Origin of the sequence: Brevibacillus fortis (assembly GCF_003013395.1) — a bacterium.
In the GTDB taxonomy this organism is placed as follows: Bacteria; Bacillota; Bacilli; order Brevibacillales; family Brevibacillaceae; genus Brevibacillus; species Brevibacillus fortis.
Window position 1 is genome coordinate 420,724 of the sequence record NZ_PXZM01000003.1, and the last position, 22,396, is coordinate 443,119.

Sequence of the window (22,396 nt, forward strand, 5' to 3'; positions counted from 1 at the left end):
TCCCAATCATAGCTAACGCCTATAAAGATGTCAAGAATGTCCAGTGGACATGTCTTTACCCAAACGATGTGTGACAGGATATTGTTGCCAGATTGTCAAATTTAAGACCTTGCCCCACCCATTTTTCTGTAGTATTACCGGAAAACGCTTTCTCTATTGCGTCTCTTTGTTAAGTCAAAACGATTATCCCCGCCCAGTTTGCCACATCTTGATGACCTCTTTGTACAGCACATCCACGGTCACTTCAAATCGCAAAGAAGAGTCCAGGTCTTCATCCCCTACCATTAAAGTCAACACGCCTTCTTCCGATCGTTCCTTTAGTTGAATCTGTTCTCCACGAAAATGAAGCACTACTTTATAGAGGAATTCCGCCGGTGTTCTTTGCTCCAGCTGTTCTTCTGCAATTTGATAGCTTAACGGAAACAGCAGCACGCGTCCCTTCAGCCGCTGCTCAATCCCGGCAGCCACATTTAATAAGTAGTTCGTGCGCACAACATGCTCTTCTACTTTTCTGTCCGAGCTGTACAAATAAAGAGGGAGCAGCGCGGTATCCACAAAGGACCGCAACTCCTCCCAGTTTTCAAAATCGTTCAAGTTCCACTGCATAGAGCCGTCTCCTCATTTCCTCGTTCATTTCTGGAAACAAGCGTACCATGAATGGTCGGAGACTCGCAATAACACATACGATTATGTAATTAGGCTTGCTCGTAAGCCATGATTTCTTTTAATTCGTCTGTTAACCGCAAAAACAGCTCTTTGTTTTTCGTTGCAAGTGCCTCATCAATCTCCTGGATTAGCGTGCGCTTGCGATATTGACGCATCTGCTCGTCTATCACCATTTCAGATAGTAAACCGGAAACCATTTGATTGTTCGTTCCGTACGCGTTGGAATAGAAATTCGGCCACTCCATACCCATCCCTCACTTCAATAAAATAGTCGTTTCGGTAAAACCATTGTATTTTCGAAGCCAAGTCTGGCTCGCATACGTTGCGGTGTATAACCACTGCTCCTCTTCGTCTTGACCGACGCGCAACAATCCCAGATGCACCATCATCTTGCATACCCGATTCACCAAAATATCTGTAGGCGAATCGTAGTAAAACTCTTTCATCCAATGGAGCAGCGTGTCCATCAGCGATTGCTGACTTACCCAACCACCCGATGCGATCAATGGAATAAGCTGAACCAGCATCGGCAAGTTCGGAATAGCCCGCTTGTACAGCCTCATCCAGAAGCGAATGACATCATGGTACAATTGATCGTTATACGTTTGCTCCAGTCGCTCCCTCCCTGCTTCCGTTATTGCTACCTTGCCATCCACTTCTTCAATCCATCGGTGATAGTAGCAGAAATCGTATAGCAACGAAAAACGGTCAGGGTATAAATCAAAGTGCAGACCGTACCCAAAACGCCATTTTTGCGGCAATAGCGGCTCTTCTTTTACGTACAAAAATTGAAAAAGCTGCTGCTGATGACGCTTGTACATGCCACCTTCTGCGGTTAGCGGCACTGGCTCCTGCTGGAGAAATTGTAAAAATTGCATGATATCATCGCATAGAGCTGTTCCCTCATCCCTATAAGCTTGCGGACCGGGATGAACTAATGCGTTTGACTCACGCCACTTCGTTAGCCACGCTTGCAAGTACGGCTCACGGATGTCCAGCGGAATTTGATACTGCCCTACTGTTTTACTTTTCGCCGGAAAAATCCATCCTCGCTTCATTGCAGCTGCAACAAACTTCCGTCCTTCCTCCTGCTTTTTTTCCTTTTCACACTCCAGTGCCACTCCAGCCTTCGCCAACAAATCCTCAAGCGACATGACCGTACGCTTGTCCAGGAACAATTGGAGCAAAAAATGGGTCTCCGCACTGCTCAGCTGCTCAACTTCTTGAGAGATTGTCAACCTGTGCCTCAAGCTAGACAGCAGTGACGTAATCAATTCGTTTTTGGAATGAGGGTTGCATTCGCATCCGTAATGGTTGGCAATCTGATGGAGCTGCCGGATATCGGTGTACACCAAAATCTCAGCCAAGTTCATCTTTGCATCCCTTCTTTACGATGGCTTACTTGTCTCTCATTCTTGCCAAAATGCGGAAAAATAAACAGGAAGCCACCGAAGTGACTTCCTGTTTGTCGATTTTTTATGATTCCTCGTCGGTTTCATGGTCCCACAGGTCATGAAGCTGTTGGTATTCTTTCGCTTCCTCATAGCGCCCCGCTTGAGTCAAAAGGGCAATCAACCTACGGATCTGATCCAAATCGAAACCTGACAAAGATACATATTGCTTCAAAGCCTCAATAGCCGCTTCTGTTTTCCCCATCGAAAGATTCACATCTGCAGATAATGGGTACGCAGCCACATACTCCTCGTCGACCGCTTGCAAACTGCTAACCAATTCTGCTGCTTCATCCAGTCGTCCTACGTGGAACGCCATCAGTGCACATCCGTAAAGCACTTCTGGCGAACGATCCATGACCAACGCCTGACGGAATACTTGGTAAGCCTGTTCGAATTGACCGCTTTGTGCGTACGAACGCCCCTTCGTCAGAAGCATGGACAGACTTTCATCCCCAGCTCGTTCCAGGAGCTTCATTGCTTTCTCGTCTTCTCCTATACGGAAATACATATTACCCAACGCTGCCATAATATCTTGGTTATCTGGCTCTTTTAGTCTCGCTTGCTCCAAATACTTGACCGCTACTTCATCTAAATCTTGGAGTGAATACAGATCCGCGAGCAGCAAGTCAAGCTGGATGCTTTCAAAGCCAGATTCTTTGCATTCATAGAGAAGATGTTGCGCCGTCTCAAAATCACTGGAGTCCAAAGCAATCTCCGCCAACAGCAGCTGGCATTCTCTACGCAAAGAGGAATCCATTTGTGGATTTTTCGCCATGACATCTGTCAGCAATTGACCCGCCTCTTCCAAATGACCGAGTCGGTACCAGACCTCTGCCAAATACATCATGACATCCGGCAAATCTTTTCCATGTTCCTGAACCTTTTGCAAGGCGGTCAAACCCAACTCCACTTCATCGTTTTCGATACGCTTGATCGCTTCGTCTATGACAAGCAGCCACTTTTTCGGCATTTCTTTCACCTCATATGTATTTTGCGTGGCCTTGTTGCTCTACGTGCTTGTTGAACAACCACTCTAATAAAATAGCCACAAAAGACCGTCCGAAGACGGTCTTTTCTTTTACTCTTGATCATATACCATTACGCTCGCGTTAGCCAGCTCATTGTAAGAACAGTGATAAGGATTCCAAAAATACTAAGTACGATATTGTAATTCGGTTTGGCTAAATCAGTAGAAGTCGGCTTCCCATCGAGCGGTACGATCGAAGCAGTGGCATGTTCCAGCGAATCTCCCTGCGACGTATATGGCTGTGCTTCTACCACGTATGTACCATCGTCTGTTTGCATCGAAGAGGAAATGACTTGCGCTTTTGGCGTGTTAATCTCCATAACTTCTCCGTTAATAACCAGAGAATTCGCGTGCTCCGTGGTACTTGTATTCACATATAAAGTGAACGAAAAGACCATGAGCAACAAAACAGCTACACTCGCAGCCATGCGTCGCATTCTCGCTGTCACGCTGAAAATTTTCCTGCCAATTGGGATCGCCCACTGCTCTTCCGATAAAATACGGGCCATCACCGCGTCTACAATGGAACGTGATGGAGTTACAGAATGGTATTCTTCTTTATCCATCTCCATCCACTCACCACTGTCCGACCATATCTCATAGTCGGAACGACAGGCATAGCATGCCGCCATATGGTGATCAACCCGGCGTTGAGTCACCTCAGGCAACAGATTTTCGGCGTATTCAGGCAGTATTTCCTGAACTTCTTCACATCTCATCATCGATTCATCCCTTCAGCTTCATCCAAATGAGGGTCCAGGATGTAGTTTTCCAACTGTCCACGAATACTTTGCCGCGCTCGAAACAGCAAAGACTTCACAGAACTCACTGTTAAATCTAGTATCGTAGCGATTTCTGTGTAATCCATTTGTTCGTACTCGCGTAATATCAGCGCTGAGCGTTGCTTCTCTGGCAAGCTGTTGATTGCCAGTCTTACCATGCTCTCCCGTTCATTCCGGAGCAAAACTTGCTCAGGCAGTGACTTTGGAGATGCCATAGGCACTTGCAACGTATCATCCAGATACACGTCAGAATTGCGGCTCTTGCGCAATTCACTGAGTACGGAGTTGCGTGCAATCGTATAGAGCCAGGTGGAGAATGTAGCTTCTACATCTCGGAAAGAATGAATGCTCTTATACGCCTTGTAAAACGTCTCCTGACATATATCCTCCGCTATATGCTCTAAATGTGCCTGACGCAAAAGATGAGTGACAAATGAGAGGATCTTTTTTTCATATCGACGAATCAGTTCAGCATAGCATTCCAGATTACCTTCTTTAATCTCTCGGATAAGCTGGGAATCGGTCATGATCAGGATTACCTCCTTGCGATTCCGATCCCTCAGCGGCCTTTTGCATAATTAGACTGCTGGGGATGTAAAAAGTTGCGCGACCTTACGATTCTTTTTCTCGTCTGTCTGCTGGAAACCATTCACGAAAAAACCCCCAAACCGGGGTTATATGACATAAGCGTAGGGCTTCGTGTCGAATAAGCACTTACCCATACCAATCAAAGGGATAAACCGCATATCTCGATATATCCATTTACCGTTCGACATAACAGATGTTGGAAGATGCATTTCACTAAAATTGAGAATAGTGGAAAGATCAATCTTTGTCAACCAGTTTTCCTTTTTCAGGAAAACGATATCAGCGTCTGCGCCAGTTGTCAAGCTTCCTTTTCGCGGATACAGTCCAGTTACTTTGGCAACATTTGTCGAAGTGAGCCTGACTAGCAAAGAAAGCAATTCTTCTGGCTTGCACCAGCTCTTTCGCGTATCAATTCGCACATCGTGAATCGGAGAGGCTACTTGCCAGCTCCCAAACCATTGACGATGTAATTGACGAAGCCCTTGATCCGTCACTTCAGCAGGCAAACGAAAGATATGAAAGTACGGGTCATTTTCTTCAAAATGAAAGGCTGCGTGAGAATCAGTAATGACAGTGCGTAACCGCCAATAACGAGTAGCCTCCATCCAAATCTGGCGAATGTGTTCCCGTTGTTCTTTTTTCAAGAACGGATCATTTTGCACCTGCATGTGAAGGATCGTATGTTTAGACGTATGAAGTTGCAAAAGCGTTTCCCATTTTATTGTGGAAATTTCTTCTGGATTTCGAATCGTGACATGAAACGAAGAGCAGCCATGGTTAAACCACTCCGCTAAGCGGTCACCGTGCAGATCAGCGACATCGATTTCCACGTGCCAAACATAATCCAACAAGCTATTGAAATGCTGAGTTTGTTGATAGTGAATCTGTGGTCTGCTCATCCAACTCTCTGGTCGGAAGATGTCCACCAGGCTTGTACATCCACTTCTGATGAGATTTCGCATGGCTTCTATATAAACATCTACATCTTTGATTTTATATAACGAATGTGTCGGGAGTGCGACGAAACCCGGCAAAAGATACATACCAGTAGCATCTATTTCTTCATATGAATCGTTGAACGGATTTTTCGTCAAGGTATCTTTTGCAATTCGTACGATTTTCCCATGACGAATCCAAATATCAGCTTCTTTCATTTCGAGTGCTGTGACAATTGTTCCCCCGCGTATGACCATCCCTCGCTCCAGCATAGCTCGTCCCCCTCCCGCTTCTTATGTATGCACTATTCTTGTACGAGCATATGCACAGAAAGGGGAAAAAGTACTAAATTAGGACCAAAGCGATTTTTAAACAAAAAAAGACCGCCGTTGATGTAAGCGCATTCAAACGACGGTAGCACACATGTGCTTTCTTATATTGGATAGGAGTGGAGAGAAACCATACTGTACTTTTATAATAAATGGAATGTAAGCGCTTGTCAAATCATTTTTGCTAAAATTCGGAACGCTTTCTCTTCGCGACAAAATAAGAAGCCTGCTCCCCTTTAGAGGCACAGGCTTCTCTTCATTCTTTACTTTTGACTGATTCTCACAAGCAGCTCGTGGAAGCCAGGGAACGATACATCAATGGCATCATCATTTTCAATCGTCGTCTCCCCTTCGGCAACGAGACCTGCGATCGCCATCGCCATGCCAATTCGATGATCTCCCATGCTATCGATGACAGCCCCTGTCAATTCTGTCTTTCCTTCGACGATCATTCCGTCATCGGTAGGGGTCACCCTAGCACCAAATTTGGACAGCTGACTTACCACCGTGGCAATACGGTCTGTCTCCTTTACTTTCAGCTCTTCGGCATCACGGATAACGGTTTGCCCTTTTGCCTGCGTCGCCATGACGGCAATCACCGGAATTTCATCAATAAGTCGTGGAATGATATCCCCGGCGATTTCAATACCGTGCAGCTCCGAATGTGTTACGAGAAGGTCTGCAACCGGCTCTTCATTTACGACTCGCTCATTGAGCAGCTCCAGGCTTCCCCCCATCGCTTTGACCACATCAATGATACCCGTGCGGCTTGGGTTAATCCCGACATTTTCAATCAGAAGAGAGCTGCCTGGTACGACCATCACGGCTGCAATCAAAAAGGCAGCGGAAGAAATGTCCCCAGGAACAAAAATGGCACGGCCCTTCAGCTTTTGTCCGCCTTCTACTGAAACAGTCAAGCCATCACGCACGACTTGTACACCAAATGCTTGCAGCATACGCTCTGTATGATCGCGGGATAAATGCGGCTCTGTTACACTCGTCACGCCTTTTGCCTGCAGCCCTGCCAGCATAATCGCTGACTTCACTTGTGCACTTGCAACTGGGGATTGATACGCAATCCCTTGAAGCTCCCCGCCACGAATGGATAGCGGTGTGAACTCGCCGTCTTTTCGTCCATCGATTTTGGCGCCCATTTGACGCAACGGTCCGATCACACGGCGCATTGGTCTTTTGGCAATGGACTCATCGCCTTCCATCACTACATGGAAAGGCTGTGTCGCCATGATCCCGGCCATCAAGCGAATGGTCGTACCGGAGTTCCCTACATCCAAATGCTGAGATGGTTCCTGCAAGCCGTACCAGCCTTTTCCTTGTACAGTTACGGCATCTCCTTGTTGTTCTATCTCGATCCCCATCCGACGGAAGCAGCTAATCGTGCTCAAGCAATCGGCCCCCGGCAAAAAGCCTTCGATAGTTGTGGTTCCTTCTGCTAGAGCTCCAAACATAACTGCACGATGGGAAATGGACTTATCTCCTGGCACACGAACGGTACCTTTGATTTGGTTGGCTTGTTGTACGCGAAGCATTTCTTCCACTCCTTTTCTCTCTCACGCTCTCTCAAATCACCAGTCGCACTGTGAAGCGTCTTCGTTGTAAAGTGTTTTTACATAAAAAAACTTATGTGCGCTTGTATACATTGTAATCGAAAAAGCGAAGAACTTCCTCTCCCTTTTCCAACTCTTGTTGTGAATGGAATGTAATGCGCAGCACCCCATAAACGTCTTCCCGTGTCTCTCTGATTTGGAGATTCGTGATGTTGATTTGTTTTGCACCCAACAGTGTCGTGATTCGTCCGATTTCGCCCGGGTTGTCTGGGATATCGATATACAAATCGTTCAATGGAGGCAATGCACCCGTTTTGCGCTCCGGCAAGCTGTCGCGGAATTCACGTGCCTTTTTGAAGAAATGCTCGATTCCTTCTGGATCTCCCTTTTCTACGAGGTGAACGACATCTTCCAATGCGTTTGCCCAATCTTTTGCGATTTTCAAGATGGGATCGCGGTTTTGCAGCAAGATGTCACGCCACATCTGAGGGTTGCTCGATGCAATGCGCGTAATGTCACGGAAGCCACCAGCAGCAAGGGTTGCATGCCAAGCATTTTCCTCATCGTACCCTGCCACCAGATTGACCAGAGAAGAAGCGAGAATGTGCGGAAAATGACTGACTGCACCCACGACCTGATCATGGGAAGCCGCGTCCATTTGCACGACCTTTGCACGTGTCAGTGTGAGTAGTTCAGACAATTGCTTTACTTTTTCTTCAGGTGTTCCCGGCGCTGGTGTCAATACATAGTAGGCATTTTCCATAAGACGGTCAGAAGCAGCTTCCACACCGGATTTATGCGAACCAGCCATCGGATGTCCGCCAATAAACGTAACGTGATCGGGAATGACATCTACCGCTTGTCTGACAATACCTGCTTTTGTACTGCCAACATCCGTAATGATCACACCAGGCTGCAAATCCATTTCCACTAACGAACGAATGGTTGCAACGATTTGCTCTACAGGTGATGCCAGGAAAATGATATTTGCTTCTCGCACTGCGGTTTGCAAATCTGTCGTGCCAGCATGAATGACACCAAGCGTCAGTGCTTTATCCAGGCAATCCTGACGTACATCGTAGCCGACAACTCGAATATTTGGATCGCGTCGCATAGACAGCGCAATTGAGCCGCCGATCAGCCCGACGCCGATTACAGTAATGGTGGTTTTTTTCATCTCCACTCTCTATCCTTCCTTCAACTCTCTTAGACAAAAATGCCGAGGCATGCCCGGCATCTTCGTCCTCTATTTCAATGCTCCAGTCACGATTTCTTTTAGTACAGAAAGAATCTTATCATTTTGCTCTTTTGTCCCGATGGTAATGCGTTGAAAACCTGGGAAGCCTAGCGCATTACCAGAACGAACGATAATGCCTTGAGAGAGCAGCTTCTTGAATACTTCATCGGAATCCTTTTTCAAATCAACCAAGATAAAGTTGGTCTGAGATGGATAGTAAGAAAGTCCCCACTCGTCAAAGGAATCAGTAAACTGCTTCATGCCTTCACGATTACGATCGCGGCATGATTTCACAAATTCCTGGTCTTTTAACGCCGCTCGTGCTGCTACTTGACCAAGTGTGCCTGTATTGAATGGCTCACGCACATGTTCTAGAGAGGAAATGAGCTCCTCCGTAGCAATACCGTAGCCGATACGAAGAGCAGCCAGGCCATAGATTTTGGAGAACGTACGCAAAATAATCAGGTTCGGATACTCAGCGAGCATCGGTACTGTTTGTGGATATTCTGGATCAACCACATACTCGTAGTAAGCCTCATCCAAAACGACCAGCACATTTTTGGGAACCTTTTTCAGAAAAGCTTCCAACTCGGATGTCGTTACAATCGTGCCAGACGGATTGTTCGGGTTACATACCCATATGACCTTCGTCTGCTCGTTGACAGCCGCAGCCATCGCTTCAAGATCGTGAACGCCATCTTTCAACGGCACCTCAATCAGGTCTGCTCCTTCAATGATCCCATTTGAGCGATATTGCGAGAACGTTTGCGTCGCCATGACTGCGTTTGTTCCTTCGCCCAAAAAAGCACGCGAGATCATCAACAGAATTTCATCAGACCCGTTGCCGAAAAACAATTGGCCTGGTTTGACCCCGAGGAAGTCAGCAAGATCCCAGCGCAGATTAAGGCTTGCACCGTCTGGATAAAGGGCCAAATTATCCAATTGTTCCGTAATGGCGGCTTTCGCCTTCGGTGAGGAACCAAAAGGATTTTCATTGGACGCCAGCTTGATGACTTCTGTCAAGCCAAATTCACGTTTGACGTCATCAATGGGCTTGCCAGGTTGATATACCGGGGCATTGAGTATGCGTTGTTTCGGTTGCATCCACGTTCACTCCAGTCACATTTTTCCCACTATTGTAGCGCACTGGCTAACTGATGTACAAAGGTTTTTATTTTTTCTACAGCTTGCGGCATTTGTATGGGGTCTTTCAACTCTTCAACATGCTTCTCGATCTGCTGTACGATGGCACTTCCCACAATCACTCCATCCGTATGAGGCGCTACTGCTCTTACCTGATCCGGTGTGGAAATTCCGAAGCCTACCGCTGTAGGAACTGTTGTGCTCGCCTTTACTCGCTCCAGAAAATCTGCCAAATCCTCTCGCAGGTCCACGCGGGCACCCGTCACACCCAGCGACGATACACAATAGAGGAATCCGGTTGCTTGCGCGCCGATCGTATTGATTCTGGAACTGGAAGTTGGTGCCACGAGTGAAATGACATGAATACCATGCTGTTTTGCGGCGGTCACTGCTGGACCATTTTCCTCAATGGGCAAATCAGGAATGACAACACCGTCAGCACCATAGGCCGCAAGATCGGCAAAAAAGCGCTCGATACCATATTGTAAAACCGGATTGAAGTAGGAGAACAGGACGATGGAAGCCTCCATACCTGATTCGCGGAGCCTTTTGACCAATTGCAAAGCATCCCCGATCGTCACGCCATTTTCCAGCGCGCGCTCTGAAGCACGTTGTATCGTTGGGCCATCTGCCAAAGGATCGGAGTAAGGGACACCGAGCTCGATGAGATCAGCCCCCGCTTCGACCATCGCTTTTACGAGGTGGAAAGTTGCTTCTATCGAAGGATCGCCTACCGTTAGAAACGGGATGAATCGCTTGCGATCTCGATCGGCGAATAATTGATCGATTCTGTTAAGAGCTGTCGTCATGATTACTCTCCCCCTCCTGTTGTCAGCGCTTCTTGAATAGTCAGTACGTCCTTGTCACCTCGACCAGACAAACAAATAACAAGTATTTTGTCTGAAGACATCTCTTTCGCACGTTTTATCGCTTCCGCTATCGCATGTGCGCTCTCCAATGCTGGGATGATGCCTTCTGTTTGGCAAAGCACTTGTACTGCCTCGAGAGCTTCCGCATCCGTTACCGATGTATAGGTCACTCTTCCACTGTCTTTCAGATAAGCATGCTCAGGTCCTACTCCCGGATAATCCAAGCCAGCCGAAATCGAATGAGCTTCTTGTACCTGTCCGCATTCATCCTGCAATAAGTAGGTCAAGGAACCGTGGATGACTCCCGGGCGTCCAAGTGTTAGTGTTGCCGCATGCTTATCGGTATCGATTCCTTTTCCTGCCGCTTCTACCCCTCTGAGCGCGACAGACTCATCCTGAATGAACGGATAAAACATGCCAATCGCATTACTTCCGCCACCCACGCAAGCAACGATCTCATCCGGCAGCCTTCTGAGCATTTGCAGGACTTGACTGCGAGTCTCTTCCCCGATAATTTTCTGGAATTCGCGTACGATGTACGGATACGGATGTGGGCCAACCACAGATCCGATGACATAAAATGTTTCATCTACGTGAGAAACCCAATGGCGAATCGCTTCGTTTGTCGCATCCTTAAGTGTACGTGATCCAGAAACCGCAGGGATGACTTCGGCACCAAGCAGCTTCATTCGAAAAACATTCAATGACTGACGGCGAATATCTTCTTCTCCCATGAACACCTTGCAGGAGAGTCCGAGCTTTGCCGCAACGGTTGCACTTGCCACTCCGTGCTGACCAGCGCCCGTTTCTGCAATAATTGATTTTTTGCCCATCCGTTTGGCAAGTAAAGCTTGGCCCAAAGCATTGTTCAATTTATGTGCACCTGTATGGTTGAGATCTTCTCTCTTCAAATAAATTTGGGCACCGCCGACCGCTTTCGTCAAACGCTCTGCATAGGTGAGCGGGGTTGGGCGTCCAGCATACTCGCTGAGAAGTCCGTTCAATTCCTGAACAAATGCCGGGTCACGACGAGCTTCTTCAAAAGCGATCTCGAGCTGTGTCACTGCATTCATCAAAGTTTCCGGAATAAACTTGCCTCCGAAGGCACCAAATCGCCCGTTTTCGTCAGGCACGACTCGCGTAGTTGTTTGACTGTTGTTCATGCGCCTTCACCCTCTCCACCAATACTTTTATTTTTTCGGCGTCTTTTTCGCCATCCGTCTCTACTCCACTGGACACATCGACAATCCCTGCTTGATACTGTCCCATTAATTCTCCTACATTCTCCGCATGAATCCCTCCAGCGATGATGCAGTCTGCGTCCTTGCATGCAGCTTGCAAAGTAGGGATTTGCTCCCACGAAAACTTCTTCCCTGTACCACCTGCATGACTAGGATCATACGTATCAAACAAAAAGGCACTTACAATGCCTTGATAGGATTGGATTGCTTGAGCAGCATCCGCTTCTCCGCCTACTGCCAACGCCTTCCATACTGGAATTGCAAACCGCTCCCGAACTTGCTGGCAAAATTTTGGCGTCTCCTGTCCATGCAACTGGATCACGGATAACGGTGCCTTGTGTAGCACTTCCTCCAGCTCTTCTATCGTAGGATTCACGAACACGCCAACAGCAGGAGGATGGCCGGGAACAGCTGCTAGTAATTCTCCAGCAGTTTGTGCATCAACTTGTCTTTTACTTGGCGCAAAAACAAGGCCTACGTAATCAACTTCTAGCTCTTTTAACAGCGAAAGTGTTTCCGCTCGCTTAATCCCGCATATTTTTAAACGAGTCATACACTCACCCCCGGTGCTGCTTCTCCCACGAGATCAATGACTGCGCGCTCTACATCTTTTTGGCGCATGAAATGCTCTCCAACCAGCACCGCTCTGGCTCCTGCACTTCGGACATTCGCAATATCCGCTGGTGTCGAAATCCCACTCTCGCTAACGACCGTCAATGATGTGGGCAGCTCTGCAATCAACTCATGCGTCACGGCAAGGTCAGTTTGAAATGTATTTAAGTTTCGATTGTTGATCCCGAGCAATTTTGGTTCCATCGCTTGAAAAACAAGCTCGCATTCACGTTTGTCATGGACCTCAACCAGTACATCCATGCCCAGCTCCTCGGCAGTTTGGTTCAGGTGACGAAGCATTTCCCGATCGAGAATGGCGGCAATGAGCAACACACAATCTGCACCTGCTGCTCTTGCTTCGACGACTTGAATTTCATCAAGAAGAAAGTCTTTTCTGAGTAATGGCCGATCGATTGCCTCGTGGATTTGCCGCAGATAGCTCAAGCTCCCTTGAAAAAAGGACTCGTCTGTCAAAACAGACAAACATTCTGCGCGAGCGGCTTGATAAGCCTTCGCGATGGTCACTGCTTGGAAATCAGGTCGAATTAATCCTTTGGATGGCGATGCTTTTTTTACTTCGGCAATCACACTTACAGGCCGTACACTCGTCTCCAATGCCTGACGAAATCCGCGTGGACGTTGGACTTCCTTCGTTGCTGTAAGCAATGCCGAAACCGTTGTATCTGTATAAAGACGTGCGATCTCTTCGCGTTTCTTTTCTACGATTTTACGAAGCATGAATCATTCCTCCTGCGATGTGACGAACGTGTTCGAGCTTGCGCATGACCAGTCCGCCGTCGATCAGTTCCGCTGCACGTATAACTCCTGTTTCAATCGAGCTAACTCGATCTGCGAGGTAAAGGATCGCTCCCGCATTCAGCAAAACGATGTCGCGTGCTGCCCCGCGTGCACCGGAAAACACGTCGTGAATGATCTTGGCATTCTCATTCGCATCACCGCCGCGCAAAGCATCCTTCTCATGTCTACGCAGACCGAACTGTTCAGGCTCGATTTCATAAGTCAAAATGCGCCCATCCCGCAACTCGGCAATATGGCTCGTTCCCGTGACCGTCAATTCATCCAAACCATCCGAGCCTGCAACAACGAGCGCTCTGTTCACATCCAGCTCATTCAGGACTGCGGCTACATTTGGAAGCAGCTTGGCATCATAGACGCCCATCAGCTGATGGCTGGCACCTGCAGGATTCGTCAATGGTCCAAGTAAATTAAACACCGTGCGAATCGCCAATTCTTTTCGCGGACCAGCCGCATGCTTCATCGCTTGGTGGTACAGGGGAGCAAACAGGAAGCAGAGATTCGTTGCACGCAGGCAGTCTGCCGCATCCTTTGGAGATAAATTGACTGGCACTCCCAACGCTTCCAAAACATCAGCGCTACCGCTTTTGCTGGAAACCGCACGATTCCCGTGCTTCGCGATGCGTACCCCGTCAGCCGCTGCGACAATTGCACTCGCCGTCGAAATGTTAAAGGTATGGCTACCGTCGCCGCCTGTTCCGCAGGTGTCTACCAAACCCGGCTGATCGATCGGAAAACTCATCGCCCGCGCTCTCATCGCTTTGGCAAAACCGATAATCTCTTCTACTTCCTCGCCTTTCAAGCGAAGACTCGCTAAAAATGCACCTATTTGAGCCGGAGTTGCCTTTCCGTCCATAATCTCGCCCATGGCCTCTTCTGCAACCGTTCGTGTTAAGTGTTTACCAAGCAGAATTTGCTCTAGCGCGTACGTTAGCATGACAACTCCACCTTTCTGACAAACATCTGTTCAGCTTTTTCTAACGCAGAGAGCATCGCTGCTGCTTTGTTCACCGTCTCTTGAAATTCACTCGCAGGGACTGAGTCCGCTACGATGCCTGCTCCTGCCTGTACATGTGCGTAACCATCCTGAAAGAACAACGTTCGAATCGTGATACAGCTATCGAGTGAACCATCAAACGAAATGTAGCCAATTGCTCCCGCATACAGATGGCGTGCGTCAGGCTCGAGCTCTGCAATAATTTCCATCGCCCGTAGCTTGGGAGAACCAGATACCGTACCAGCCGGAAAAGCACTCAGCAATGCATCGAAAGCGTGCAGTCCTTCACGAAGCTTGCCTGTCACATGCGAAACCATATGCATCACATGGGAGTAGTTTTCAATAACCAGTGCTTCCTCCACTTTCACGCTTCCGTAAGCAGAGACTTTCCCTACATCGTTGCGCCCTAGATCCAGCAGCATGTAGTGCTCGGCTCTCTCCTTTTTATCTGCCAAAAGGTCAGCCGCTAGCGCAGCATCTTCTTGCGGGGTTGCCCCTCTTTTTCGCGTTCCTGCAATCGGTCGCATCTCTACTTTTTCATCTTCTACACGCACGAGCAGTTCTGGTGATGTCCCGACCACGGTCTCGCCCTCGTATTCGAGATAGTACATATACGGGGAAGGATTCAACGTACGCAGCAATCGATACACCGCAAAAGGATCGACATCTGTCTTTACGGAAAAACGTTGGGACAACACGACTTGAAAAATGTCGCCTGCTGCGATATATTCTTTCGCCTGCACGACTAGCTGCTCATATTGCTCGCGCGTCATATTTGGTTCTACTGTTAATGGCGTTGGTGTATCTGCCGCTACTTGAATGCGTTGATCTATTTCAAGCGGAGCCATGACTTTTGCAGCCAGCTCCTCGATTCGTTCGCAGACTTGCTTGTATTTTTCGCCAATAGTATCCGCAGTGTCGCCTGGCTCCACATGGAGGTTCACAATCAATTGAATTTCCTGCTTCAAATGATCAAATGCGATCATCTCGTCTACGAACAGAAAGCGCATATCCGGCACTCGTACAGCTTCCTTGCGATGTGCTGGCAAATTTTCAAAATAGCGCAATGTATTGTAGCCGAAAAAACCTACTGCACCCCCACTAAGACGAGGCAACCCCGGCAGCTTCGGGCTTTTGTAGCGATCGGTTTCTTCACGCAAAAAGGACACGGGATTTCCTGTCTGGACAAGCGTTTCACCAGTGCGATAGGAAACGGTGATTTCTTCACCTTTTGCTTCCACGATCTGAAAAGGATTCATACCAATGAAAGAAAAACGCGCCCAACGAGCACCACCTTCTACACTCTCCAGCAAAAAAGAATCACTCGTGCGAATCTTCTGATACAAGCGAATCGGTGTCTCCTGATCCGCCAACAGTTTCATGCTTACAGGGATAAGGGAATGCGACGCCGAGAGGGTCTTAACCTCGGCAAGGGAAGGGAAATACATGGACTCTCATCTCCTCAATTAGTGGGAGAGAAAAGGGAATGAGACATCCACCTTTTCTACACCCGCTTCCTAGAGCGAGAGGTAGGGGGAGAATTTTTTGTATACAAAAAAATCCAGACAAAGAGACCTGGATTGGGTGTCAATATGTACCCAGCCTTCTCTTCTCTCCTCGACCTAACTCATCTCAACTCTGCTCTACTCATTCTCTGCTCTCAGCCGGCTTTTGCTTATTACCGGAAAAACGAGGCGCTCTCGTTTCACTTATGGTAAAAGAGAGCGCCATAATTGTCAACCGCGATTTGTCAAATCCGGGCGCAGCTTGACTGCTTCACGCAAAAAGACGTGATGAATGTCTTTTGCTGTCTTGTCCGTATTCACATGCATCATGACACGAATACAAAGCGGCAAGCCACCCGGCACCGGGATTTCTCTTGCGCACATGAGGGGTACATATTGCCAAGCTTCTCCTTCAAGCAGGCGAGCTGCTTGCGCTGGGAAGGTCGCACAGAGGTCCTCTGTCGTCGTGATAATAATGCTACCAATGTCTTCGGGGTTTATTTCATTGTGGCTTACCATTTCCTCCAACAACCATTTGGTAGAGGAGACAATCTCTTCACGCGTATCGGCTTCCACCGTGACCGCGCCTCTGATTCCTCTCATTCCCATCCTTATCCCTCCACTTCTTCTCTCATGACTCCCAGTATGAGTTCTTCTTCTATATTTTTGACGACTTCAACCTGCCCGATTGCCCTCGGCAACACCAATGCCAGCTTTCCGCCTACCGTCTTTTTGTCTCGTTTCATGGCTTCTAGCACAGCATCTGGAGAAAGAGTACCCGGCCACGCAGTTGGCAGATGGAACAATTCCAGCATCCGTTTCGTGCGATTGTATACACCTGTCTCGGCAAAACCAATACGTTCCGCTACCTTTGCTGCCAAGCACATCCCAATCGAGATGGCTTCTCCATGATTCAGGGTGGAGTAGGCAGACAGCGCTTCAAACGCATGACCAAACGTATGGCCCAAATTTAACAATGCACGCTGCCCTTGCTCTGTCTCGTCTTGCGAAACAATAGCCGCTTTGACTGCGCAACCTTTTTCAATGGCTTTCCCTAATAATTCTGAATCGAGTTGCCATAGCAAATCAGCGTTGTCTTCCAGCCAATCGACAAAGGCAGCATCAGCGATGAGTCCGTGCTTCACAACCTCTGCAAATCCTGCTGCGACTTCACGCTTCGGTAAGCTGCGCAAGGCTTTCGTGTCGTAAATGACTACTTTTGGCTGATGGAAAGCACCAATGAGATTTTTTCCGAGCGGATGATTGATGGCTACTTTTCCACCCACCGAACTATCATGTGCGAGCAAGGTAGTCGGCATTTGAACAAAATCAATGCCGCGCATGTACGTAGCAGCCACAAATCCAGCCAAGTCTCCGACGACTCCACCACCGAGAGCCAATACAGCAGACTTCCTGTCCAATCCTGCTTCAATAGCCTCTGTCATCAAACGTTCGTAGACAGCCAGGCTCTTGGATTGTTCACCAGCAGGGACGATTGCAGAGTGGGCCTGATACCCATTCTCCCGCAGAACATCGAGCAAAGGCTCCAAGTAATGAACGGCCACATTCTCATCTGTGACAATCATCAGCTTGCTAGTAGAAGCAATTCCTGCCTCTACTAGCAACGCTGCTGCCTGGTGCAAAAGACCGTCGCCAATCACAATCTGGTAGGAACGCTCCCCCAGCTCAACAGTCAGCTTCTCTACACCCATTAGAATTTCTCCGTGTAAGCACGGTATTGACGTACGTTTTCTGCCATGTCGTCAAGAGAATCAGAAGGGAATTTTTCGCACATCGCATTCGCGATCTCCCACGCTACAACTGCCTCCGCAACCACACTTGCCGCTGGAACAGCACAACTGTCGGAACGCTCAATGCTCGCTGAGAATGGCTCTCTGGAGTCAATATCCACACTCATCAACGGTTTGTACAAGGTAGGGATCGGCTTCATAACACCGCGTACTACTACAGGCATTCCTGTCGTCATTCCGCCTTCGAGTCCACCTGCACGGTTCGTTTTACGGCTGTAGCCTGTTTCTTCGTTCCAAATAATCTCGTCATGAACTTGCGAGCCTTTCAGACCAGATGCCTCGAAACCGATACCGATTTCGACACCTTTGAAAGCCTGAATGCTCATAATCGCTTGTGCAAGACGTCCATCCAGCTTGCGGTCCCATTGCACATGGCTACCCAAACCAATCGGCACGCCTTCTACGATCACTTCTACGGTACCACCGAGGGAATCCCCGTCTTCTTTTGCTTTGTCAATCGCTGCCATCATCAGTGGCTCTGCTTCTTTGTCCAAGCAGCGTACTGGCGATTCTTCTGTGCGAGCAATCAGCTCGTCCAGACTCACTTCTTGACGCTTCGCCACGATCTCATTGATCTGGAGTACCTGTCCGCCAATACGGATACCAAATGCAGCTAGCAATTGGCGGGCTACAGCACCAACAGCTACGCGAACCGTAGTCTCACGAGCACTGGAGCGTTCCAGAATATTGCGCATATCGCGTTGATGATACTTAATAGCCCCGTTTAAATCAGCATGTCCAGGGCGTGGACGGGAAACACGACGCTTTTCTTCAGCGCCTTCCTCTACAGGCTCAGCACTCATGATTCCTTGCCAATGCGTCCAATCCTTATTTTCAACGACCAGTGTGATAGGAGCTCCGGTTGTATATCCATGACGGACACCAGAAAGAATTTTCACCTGATCCTTTTCAATCTGCATTCTTCTGCCGCGACCATGGCCTTTCTGACGACGCGCCAACTGCTCATTAATTTCCTCAATGGAAATCGGCAAATTGCTCGGTACGCCCTCGATGATGGCTGTTAATTGCGGCCCGTGGGATTCCCCTGCTGTCAAGTAACGCATCTCTATCCTTCCTCCATCCTCCAGGCAGCCTGTACCCCCTACTGGTACTCTTTTCGGGGTGCTGTCCTTTATCACTTTTAAGCGCTATAATATCATACCTAGTACGCCGTGGAAATACAAAAGTGCCAAACGTTTGCGAAAAACCTTTTCTTCTTACAGGAAAACGCCCCTCCGTATAAGGAGAAGCGCTCTCTTTACGCTATCGCGAATGATTCAGGATTGACATACCTACACGTTAAAAAAAGGATTGGGGCTCAGCGGTTTTCGAGTGTGATCCACGCGTATCAAATCATCTAGTTGTGTCCTCTCCGCCCCTAATATCTGACCACATTCCTGCAGTGTGATCAGCCCTCGACGGTATGCTTCGATGACCTTGTGTTTATCCATCTGCTGCCTCCTCTAGCAAAGTAGGTATTCCTAGTCTTGGAAAAAAACAGCAGAGATATACTAAGGCCAACATGAATCAACCCATCTTTCGATAGAAGAACGTATCCTCTGTTTCCAGTTGGTACTGTTGCGGCTGAAAGATTTGCTCAGTGCTGCCTACAAAGAGAACCCCACCTGGTTTCAGTGCCCGACTAAACTTATGATACAGCTCATGCTTTGCTTCCTCGGTAAAGTAAATCATCACGTTCCGGCAAATAATCAAATCAAATTGAGAATCAAATGAGTCCGCCAGCAAATTATGTTTTTTGAACGTCACTTTTCTCTTCACTTCGTCCGTTATGCGATAGCTGAGTGTATCCTTTTCAAAATACTTTGTTACGAGGTCTTTCGGACAATCTTGCAGGGAGCGGTCCGTATATACCCCTTGTTTCGCTTTTGCCAATGCTCCCTCATCAATATCGGAAGCAAGCACGGTCGCATCCATCTTCTTGCGTAGCAAAATCAGTGAGAGTGTGTACGGCTCCTCCCCTGTCGAGCATGCCGCACTCCAGCATTTCACCCGCGGCGATTGCTTTGCCAAGCGTGGCAAAATTTTATTCTCGAGAACTTCCCATCGGCCTGGATTGCGGAAAAATTCCGATACGTTGATGGTCATCCTGTCAAGGAACTCATAGAAAAGCTCCTTGTCTTTCGCGATGGCATCGAAATACTGGGCAAATGTGTTGTACCCCCGCTTTTGTCTCAACGAGGTTAGACGGCGCTTCATCTGTGCTTCCTTGTAGAGGGCAAGATCAATTCCAGTCATTTTCTTAACACTAGCAATAAATTGGAGAAAGTCCTTATCTTCCATGCTGAATCGTACCCCCTTTGCAAACTCCCTAACTTCATTCGCTATATTTCGCCATAATCCTATCTGTTTTGACAAAGATTTTGACAAAAAAAAGAAAACCCCAACAAATGGGGTTTTCCGTATCATTCTTAGATCCAGCGTTGGATAGTTTTCTCGAAGGAGAGAACTTCTTCAGCGGAGAACCAGAGGCCGATTTCACGCTCAGCGCTCTCAGGAGAGTCAGAACCGTGGATGATGTTCATACCAACGGAAGTAGCGAAATCGCCACGGATTGTACCGGAAGCAGCGTCTACTGGGTTAGTTTTGCCCATCATAGCGCGAGCAGTTGTGATTACGTTGTTACCTTGCCATACCATAGCGAATACTGGTCCGGAAGTGATGAAGTCTACCAGTTCACCGAAGAACGGGCGCTCTTTGTGCTCTGCATAGTGTTCTTCAGCCAGTTCGCGGCTAACTGTCATCAGCTTAGCACCTACGAGTTGGTAGCCTTTTTTCTCAAAACGGGATACGATTTCCCCGATCAGGTTGCGTTGTACGCCGTCTGGTTTTACCATAAGGAATGTTTTTTCCATTGTAAGTATGCCTCCATTAGAGCTATGTATTGGTGTATAGGACACCAACGAAAATTTTATCAAAACTAGAGTGGTCAAGCAACAGGCAGACCGTCAAAATATCATTAAAATTTGCGATCGATAATAAAATTGGCAATACCTGTCAAAGATGTCTTTGCTTGGTTGTTAGGTAAATCCGCGAGAATAGCATGCGCTCGGGCAATATACCGTTCAGCGAGGCGCTGCGAAAAGGCAATGCCTTCATCTTCTCGCACCATACGAATCGCTTCATCCGTATGATCCCAGAAAGTATTTTGCGCGATCCATTCCTGGAATTGCACCCGTGCTTTTCCATGATGAGCCGAATAAAGCGCTGGCAACGTAATGTTTCCATGCACCAAATCGCTTCCAGCAGGCTTCCCTAGCTGCTTCTCAGTCCCTGTAAAATCCAAAATGTCGTCGGTAATTTGAAAAGCCATCCCCACATTGTAGCCGTACCAGTACATTTTGCGAATCATTTCATCTGTCGCACCGCTTGCAACTGCTCCTAATTGACAGCTAATCGCAATTAATAGCGCAGTTTTTCGTTTGATTCTGCGCAAATACGTACGGAAGTTTTGGTCCCAGTTATTCAAATCTTTTACTTGCTGGATCTCTCCCTTGCAAACCTCGACGATTGCATTCGATAAAATTTGGTGCAATTGCGGGATAGGGAGTTGAGAAGCAATGGCTAATGCCCGTGCAAAAATATAGTCGCCGGCGTACATGGCTACTTTGTTATCCCACTTCATCCGAACGGTATCTTTCCCGCGACGCTTATCCGCATCATCAATCACATCATCATGCACCAGGGAAGCCATGTGAATCAGTTCGAGAGGAACGGCCACATGCTTTAGTTTTTTGACATCGTAATTGCCCCACTTACCGCCAAGCAAAACAAAAACGGGACGAATCCGCTTTCCTCCTGCCTTGAGCAAGTGAGTCGAAGATTGATTCAGCTCTCGAACTGGCGTATCAATTGCTTTTTCCAGTTCATCTTCTATGTATTGGACATCTTTTTTCATCTTGAAGTAAATATCGACTAGATTCATCCGTTCCACCTATCTCGTCAACGTAGTATTGGTCTGTCGGCCGCCAGCCTGCCACAGATCGACGGTTGCAGGTGCCGATAGAAGTCCCAGCTCCGCTGCGCATCGGTAATAGTACTCCAGTCCAATCCGCTGAACGTCACCGAAATCGTGCTGTAATCCTTGGAAATAGTGGATCCATTGCTCTTTCTCTCCACCGAAATGTGTGTGAACGTAGTCAATCAATGGGGCTGTATTCGCTCTTGTTTTCCTTTTACTCTCTAAAAAGGATGCATGGACTTCTGCGATCAAATCATGATGGTCTGAAATAACCGCTCGACGAAGAGCCCAAATGGCAAAGGTCATGGAATAGCCCGTAAATTGGTGCCACAGCTCCCCTAAGTCATAGACATGCAGGTCGTTGGCCGTTCGCTCAGCCGAAATGGCGTCATCCCCGATCAAGAGCGCTGCATCAGCATCCTCCAGCATTTCTTGCAAAATGGGTTCCTGTGTAACGTAAGAAATCTCATAATCGTAAAACTTATGGAGAATGATCTTTAAGAGGTTCACTGTGGTAGCCGATGTGTTGGTTAATGCTATTTTGGCACCGTTTAATTGTTCAATCGGCTTTTTGCTGAATAAGAAAAGGGAGCCTACTCTCCCCTTGGCACTGACAGACAGATCTGCCAATGCCACGTATTCGCAAGTATGCTCAGCATAGCTAAACGAAGAAATCGGTCCCAAGTCAATCTCGCCATTCGCCATTGCGGAGTTTAACTGGGCAGGAACTTGGCGGATGAATTCGATTCGGTCTTCGAATTTCGCCTGATCAAAATAGAAGTAAACCGGCAATACATTGGTATACAAAATTTGCCCTACACGCAAAGACTTTTGCATGC

The 22,396-nt window shown here is 47.9% G+C and carries 24 protein-coding genes; all 24 read right to left on the reverse strand.

The window, feature by feature from the left end; translation table 11 throughout:
* Window positions 1–183: 183 nt before the first annotated feature.
* The 24 genes from C7R93_RS03590 to C7R93_RS03700 all read right to left on the reverse strand — a co-directional run bounded on the left by C7R93_RS03590 (window position 184) and on the right by C7R93_RS03700 (window position 22,394).
* Window positions 184–606 carry a DUF2487 family protein gene (locus tag C7R93_RS03590; RefSeq protein WP_106837505.1) on the reverse strand — a complete coding sequence of 141 codons (423 nt, stop codon included), beginning with the start codon at window positions 604–606 and terminating at the stop codon, window positions 184–186.
* 89 nt (window positions 607–695) lie between these two features.
* Complete coding sequence (locus tag C7R93_RS03595) at window positions 696–911, reverse strand: IDEAL domain-containing protein (RefSeq protein WP_106837506.1); 216 nt, start codon at window positions 909–911, stop codon at window positions 696–698.
* 9 nt (window positions 912–920) lie between these two features.
* Entirely contained in the window at window positions 921–2,039 is a 1,119-nt protein-coding gene (locus C7R93_RS03600; RefSeq protein WP_106837507.1) for a hypothetical protein, read from the reverse strand.
* A 103-nt stretch (window positions 2,040–2,142) separates the two neighbouring features.
* A complete protein-coding gene (locus C7R93_RS03605) occupies window positions 2,143–3,090 on the reverse strand; it encodes a tetratricopeptide repeat protein (RefSeq protein WP_106837508.1) in 948 nt (315 codons plus the stop codon).
* A 128-nt stretch (window positions 3,091–3,218) separates the two neighbouring features.
* Window positions 3,219–3,869, reverse strand: a complete 651-nt coding sequence (locus C7R93_RS03610) for a zf-HC2 domain-containing protein (RefSeq protein ID WP_106837509.1) — start codon at window positions 3,867–3,869, stop codon at window positions 3,219–3,221.
* Window positions 3,866–4,456, reverse strand: coding sequence for an RNA polymerase sigma factor (locus tag C7R93_RS03615; protein ID WP_106837510.1), 591 nt, complete (start codon window positions 4,454–4,456; stop codon window positions 3,866–3,868). The genes C7R93_RS03610 and C7R93_RS03615 overlap by 4 nt, the downstream gene beginning before the upstream one ends.
* A gap of 147 nt (window positions 4,457–4,603) precedes the next feature.
* Window positions 4,604–5,725, reverse strand: a complete 1,122-nt coding sequence (locus C7R93_RS03620) for an amidohydrolase family protein (RefSeq protein WP_106837511.1) — start codon at window positions 5,723–5,725, stop codon at window positions 4,604–4,606.
* A 320-nt stretch (window positions 5,726–6,045) separates the two neighbouring features.
* Complete coding sequence (gene aroA / locus C7R93_RS03625; protein WP_106837512.1) at window positions 6,046–7,329, reverse strand: 3-phosphoshikimate 1-carboxyvinyltransferase; 1,284 nt, start codon at window positions 7,327–7,329, stop codon at window positions 6,046–6,048.
* Between the two features lie 91 nt (window positions 7,330–7,420).
* Entirely contained in the window at window positions 7,421–8,524 is a 1,104-nt protein-coding gene (locus C7R93_RS03630; RefSeq protein WP_106837771.1) for a prephenate dehydrogenase, read from the reverse strand.
* Between the two features lie 69 nt (window positions 8,525–8,593).
* Window positions 8,594–9,688 carry a histidinol-phosphate transaminase gene (hisC, locus tag C7R93_RS03635; protein ID WP_106837513.1) on the reverse strand — a complete coding sequence of 365 codons (1,095 nt, stop codon included), beginning with the start codon at window positions 9,686–9,688 and terminating at the stop codon, window positions 8,594–8,596.
* A 29-nt stretch (window positions 9,689–9,717) separates the two neighbouring features.
* Window positions 9,718–10,536: a tryptophan synthase subunit alpha gene (gene trpA / locus C7R93_RS03640; protein ID WP_106837514.1), complete on the reverse strand. Its 819-nt coding sequence runs from the start codon at window positions 10,534–10,536 to the stop codon at window positions 9,718–9,720.
* A 2-nt stretch (window positions 10,537–10,538) separates the two neighbouring features.
* Window positions 10,539–11,759, reverse strand: a complete 1,221-nt coding sequence (gene trpB, locus C7R93_RS03645; RefSeq protein ID WP_106837515.1) for a tryptophan synthase subunit beta — start codon at window positions 11,757–11,759, stop codon at window positions 10,539–10,541.
* Window positions 11,722–12,390, reverse strand: a complete 669-nt coding sequence (locus C7R93_RS03650; protein ID WP_106837516.1) for a phosphoribosylanthranilate isomerase — start codon at window positions 12,388–12,390, stop codon at window positions 11,722–11,724. The genes trpB and C7R93_RS03650 overlap by 38 nt, the downstream gene beginning before the upstream one ends.
* Window positions 12,387–13,187, reverse strand: a complete 801-nt coding sequence (trpC, locus tag C7R93_RS03655) for an indole-3-glycerol phosphate synthase TrpC (protein ID WP_106837517.1) — start codon at window positions 13,185–13,187, stop codon at window positions 12,387–12,389. Before trpC ends, C7R93_RS03650 begins: the two co-directional genes overlap by 4 nt.
* Window positions 13,177–14,202, reverse strand: coding sequence for an anthranilate phosphoribosyltransferase (gene trpD / locus C7R93_RS03660; protein WP_106837518.1), 1,026 nt, complete (start codon window positions 14,200–14,202; stop codon window positions 13,177–13,179). Before trpD ends, trpC begins: the two co-directional genes overlap by 11 nt.
* Window positions 14,196–15,710: an anthranilate synthase component I gene (gene trpE / locus C7R93_RS03665; RefSeq protein WP_106837519.1), complete on the reverse strand. Its 1,515-nt coding sequence runs from the start codon at window positions 15,708–15,710 to the stop codon at window positions 14,196–14,198. The genes trpD and trpE overlap by 7 nt, the downstream gene beginning before the upstream one ends.
* 288 nt (window positions 15,711–15,998) lie before the next feature.
* A complete protein-coding gene (gene aroH / locus C7R93_RS03670; protein ID WP_106837520.1) occupies window positions 15,999–16,376 on the reverse strand; it encodes a chorismate mutase in 378 nt (125 codons plus the stop codon).
* Between the two features lie 2 nt (window positions 16,377–16,378).
* Window positions 16,379–17,479, reverse strand: a complete 1,101-nt coding sequence (gene aroB, locus C7R93_RS03675; RefSeq protein WP_106837521.1) for a 3-dehydroquinate synthase — start codon at window positions 17,477–17,479, stop codon at window positions 16,379–16,381.
* Window positions 17,479–18,642, reverse strand: coding sequence for a chorismate synthase (aroC, locus tag C7R93_RS03680; protein ID WP_106837522.1), 1,164 nt, complete (start codon window positions 18,640–18,642; stop codon window positions 17,479–17,481). Before aroC ends, aroB begins: the two co-directional genes overlap by 1 nt.
* Before the next feature lie 228 nt (window positions 18,643–18,870).
* Entirely contained in the window at window positions 18,871–19,029 is a 159-nt protein-coding gene (locus C7R93_RS30165) for a hypothetical protein (protein ID WP_007716564.1), read from the reverse strand.
* Window positions 19,030–19,105: 76 nt separating this feature from the next.
* The gene (locus C7R93_RS03685; RefSeq protein WP_106837523.1) at window positions 19,106–19,879 is read right to left on the reverse strand and encodes a CheR family methyltransferase; all 774 of its coding nucleotides are present in this window, start codon (window positions 19,877–19,879) and stop codon (window positions 19,106–19,108) included.
* A gap of 128 nt (window positions 19,880–20,007) precedes the next feature.
* Window positions 20,008–20,451: a nucleoside-diphosphate kinase gene (ndk, locus tag C7R93_RS03690; RefSeq protein WP_007716560.1), complete on the reverse strand. Its 444-nt coding sequence runs from the start codon at window positions 20,449–20,451 to the stop codon at window positions 20,008–20,010.
* A gap of 104 nt (window positions 20,452–20,555) precedes the next feature.
* Window positions 20,556–21,521, reverse strand: a complete 966-nt coding sequence (locus C7R93_RS03695; protein ID WP_106837524.1) for a polyprenyl synthetase family protein — start codon at window positions 21,519–21,521, stop codon at window positions 20,556–20,558.
* Window positions 21,522–21,530: 9 nt separating this feature from the next.
* A complete protein-coding gene (locus tag C7R93_RS03700) occupies window positions 21,531–22,394 on the reverse strand; it encodes a menaquinone biosynthesis protein (protein WP_106837525.1) in 864 nt (287 codons plus the stop codon).
* Window positions 22,395–22,396 lie beyond the last annotated feature (2 nt).

Coding starts and splice junctions, on each gene's coding strand:
- C7R93_RS03610 (WP_106837509.1), bottom strand. CDS start 3,869: ATGATGAGATGTGAAGAAGTTCAGGAAATACTGCCTGAATACGCCGAA.
- trpE (WP_106837519.1), bottom strand. CDS start 15,710: ATGTATTTCCCTTCCCTTGCCGAGGTTAAGACCCTCTCGGCGTCGCAT.
- trpA (WP_106837514.1), bottom strand. CDS start 10,536: ATGACGACAGCTCTTAACAGAATCGATCAATTATTCGCCGATCGAGAT.
- hisC (WP_106837513.1), bottom strand. CDS start 9,688: ATGCAACCGAAACAACGCATACTCAATGCCCCGGTATATCAACCTGGC.
- aroC (WP_106837522.1), bottom strand. CDS start 18,642: ATGCGTTACTTGACAGCAGGGGAATCCCACGGGCCGCAATTAACAGCC.
- C7R93_RS03620 (WP_106837511.1), bottom strand. CDS start 5,725: ATGCTGGAGCGAGGGATGGTCATACGCGGGGGAACAATTGTCACAGCA.
- trpD (WP_106837518.1), bottom strand. CDS start 14,202: ATGCTAACGTACGCGCTAGAGCAAATTCTGCTTGGTAAACACTTAACA.
- C7R93_RS03605 (WP_106837508.1), bottom strand. CDS start 3,090: ATGCCGAAAAAGTGGCTGCTTGTCATAGACGAAGCGATCAAGCGTATC.
- C7R93_RS03700 (WP_106837525.1), bottom strand. CDS start 22,394: ATGCAAAAGTCTTTGCGTGTAGGGCAAATTTTGTATACCAATGTATTG.
- C7R93_RS03590 (WP_106837505.1), bottom strand. CDS start 606: ATGCAGTGGAACTTGAACGATTTTGAAAACTGGGAGGAGTTGCGGTCC.
- aroH (WP_106837520.1), bottom strand. CDS start 16,376: ATGGGAATGAGAGGAATCAGAGGCGCGGTCACGGTGGAAGCCGATACG.
- ndk (WP_007716560.1), bottom strand. CDS start 20,451: ATGGAAAAAACATTCCTTATGGTAAAACCAGACGGCGTACAACGCAAC.
- aroA (WP_106837512.1), bottom strand. CDS start 7,329: ATGCTTCGCGTACAACAAGCCAACCAAATCAAAGGTACCGTTCGTGTG.
- aroB (WP_106837521.1), bottom strand. CDS start 17,479: ATGGGTGTAGAGAAGCTGACTGTTGAGCTGGGGGAGCGTTCCTACCAG.
- C7R93_RS03630 (WP_106837771.1), bottom strand. CDS start 8,524: ATGAAAAAAACCACCATTACTGTAATCGGCGTCGGGCTGATCGGCGGC.
- trpC (WP_106837517.1), bottom strand. CDS start 13,187: ATGCTTCGTAAAATCGTAGAAAAGAAACGCGAAGAGATCGCACGTCTT.
- C7R93_RS03600 (WP_106837507.1), bottom strand. CDS start 2,039: ATGAACTTGGCTGAGATTTTGGTGTACACCGATATCCGGCAGCTCCAT.
- C7R93_RS03695 (WP_106837524.1), bottom strand. CDS start 21,521: ATGAATCTAGTCGATATTTACTTCAAGATGAAAAAAGATGTCCAATAC.
- C7R93_RS03615 (WP_106837510.1), bottom strand. CDS start 4,456: ATGACCGATTCCCAGCTTATCCGAGAGATTAAAGAAGGTAATCTGGAA.
- C7R93_RS30165 (WP_007716564.1), bottom strand. CDS start 19,029: ATGGATAAACACAAGGTCATCGAAGCATACCGTCGAGGGCTGATCACA.
- C7R93_RS03650 (WP_106837516.1), bottom strand. CDS start 12,390: ATGACTCGTTTAAAAATATGCGGGATTAAGCGAGCGGAAACACTTTCG.
- trpB (WP_106837515.1), bottom strand. CDS start 11,759: ATGAACAACAGTCAAACAACTACGCGAGTCGTGCCTGACGAAAACGGG.
- C7R93_RS03595 (WP_106837506.1), bottom strand. CDS start 911: ATGGAGTGGCCGAATTTCTATTCCAACGCGTACGGAACGAACAATCAA.
- C7R93_RS03685 (WP_106837523.1), bottom strand. CDS start 19,879: ATGGAAGATAAGGACTTTCTCCAATTTATTGCTAGTGTTAAGAAAATG.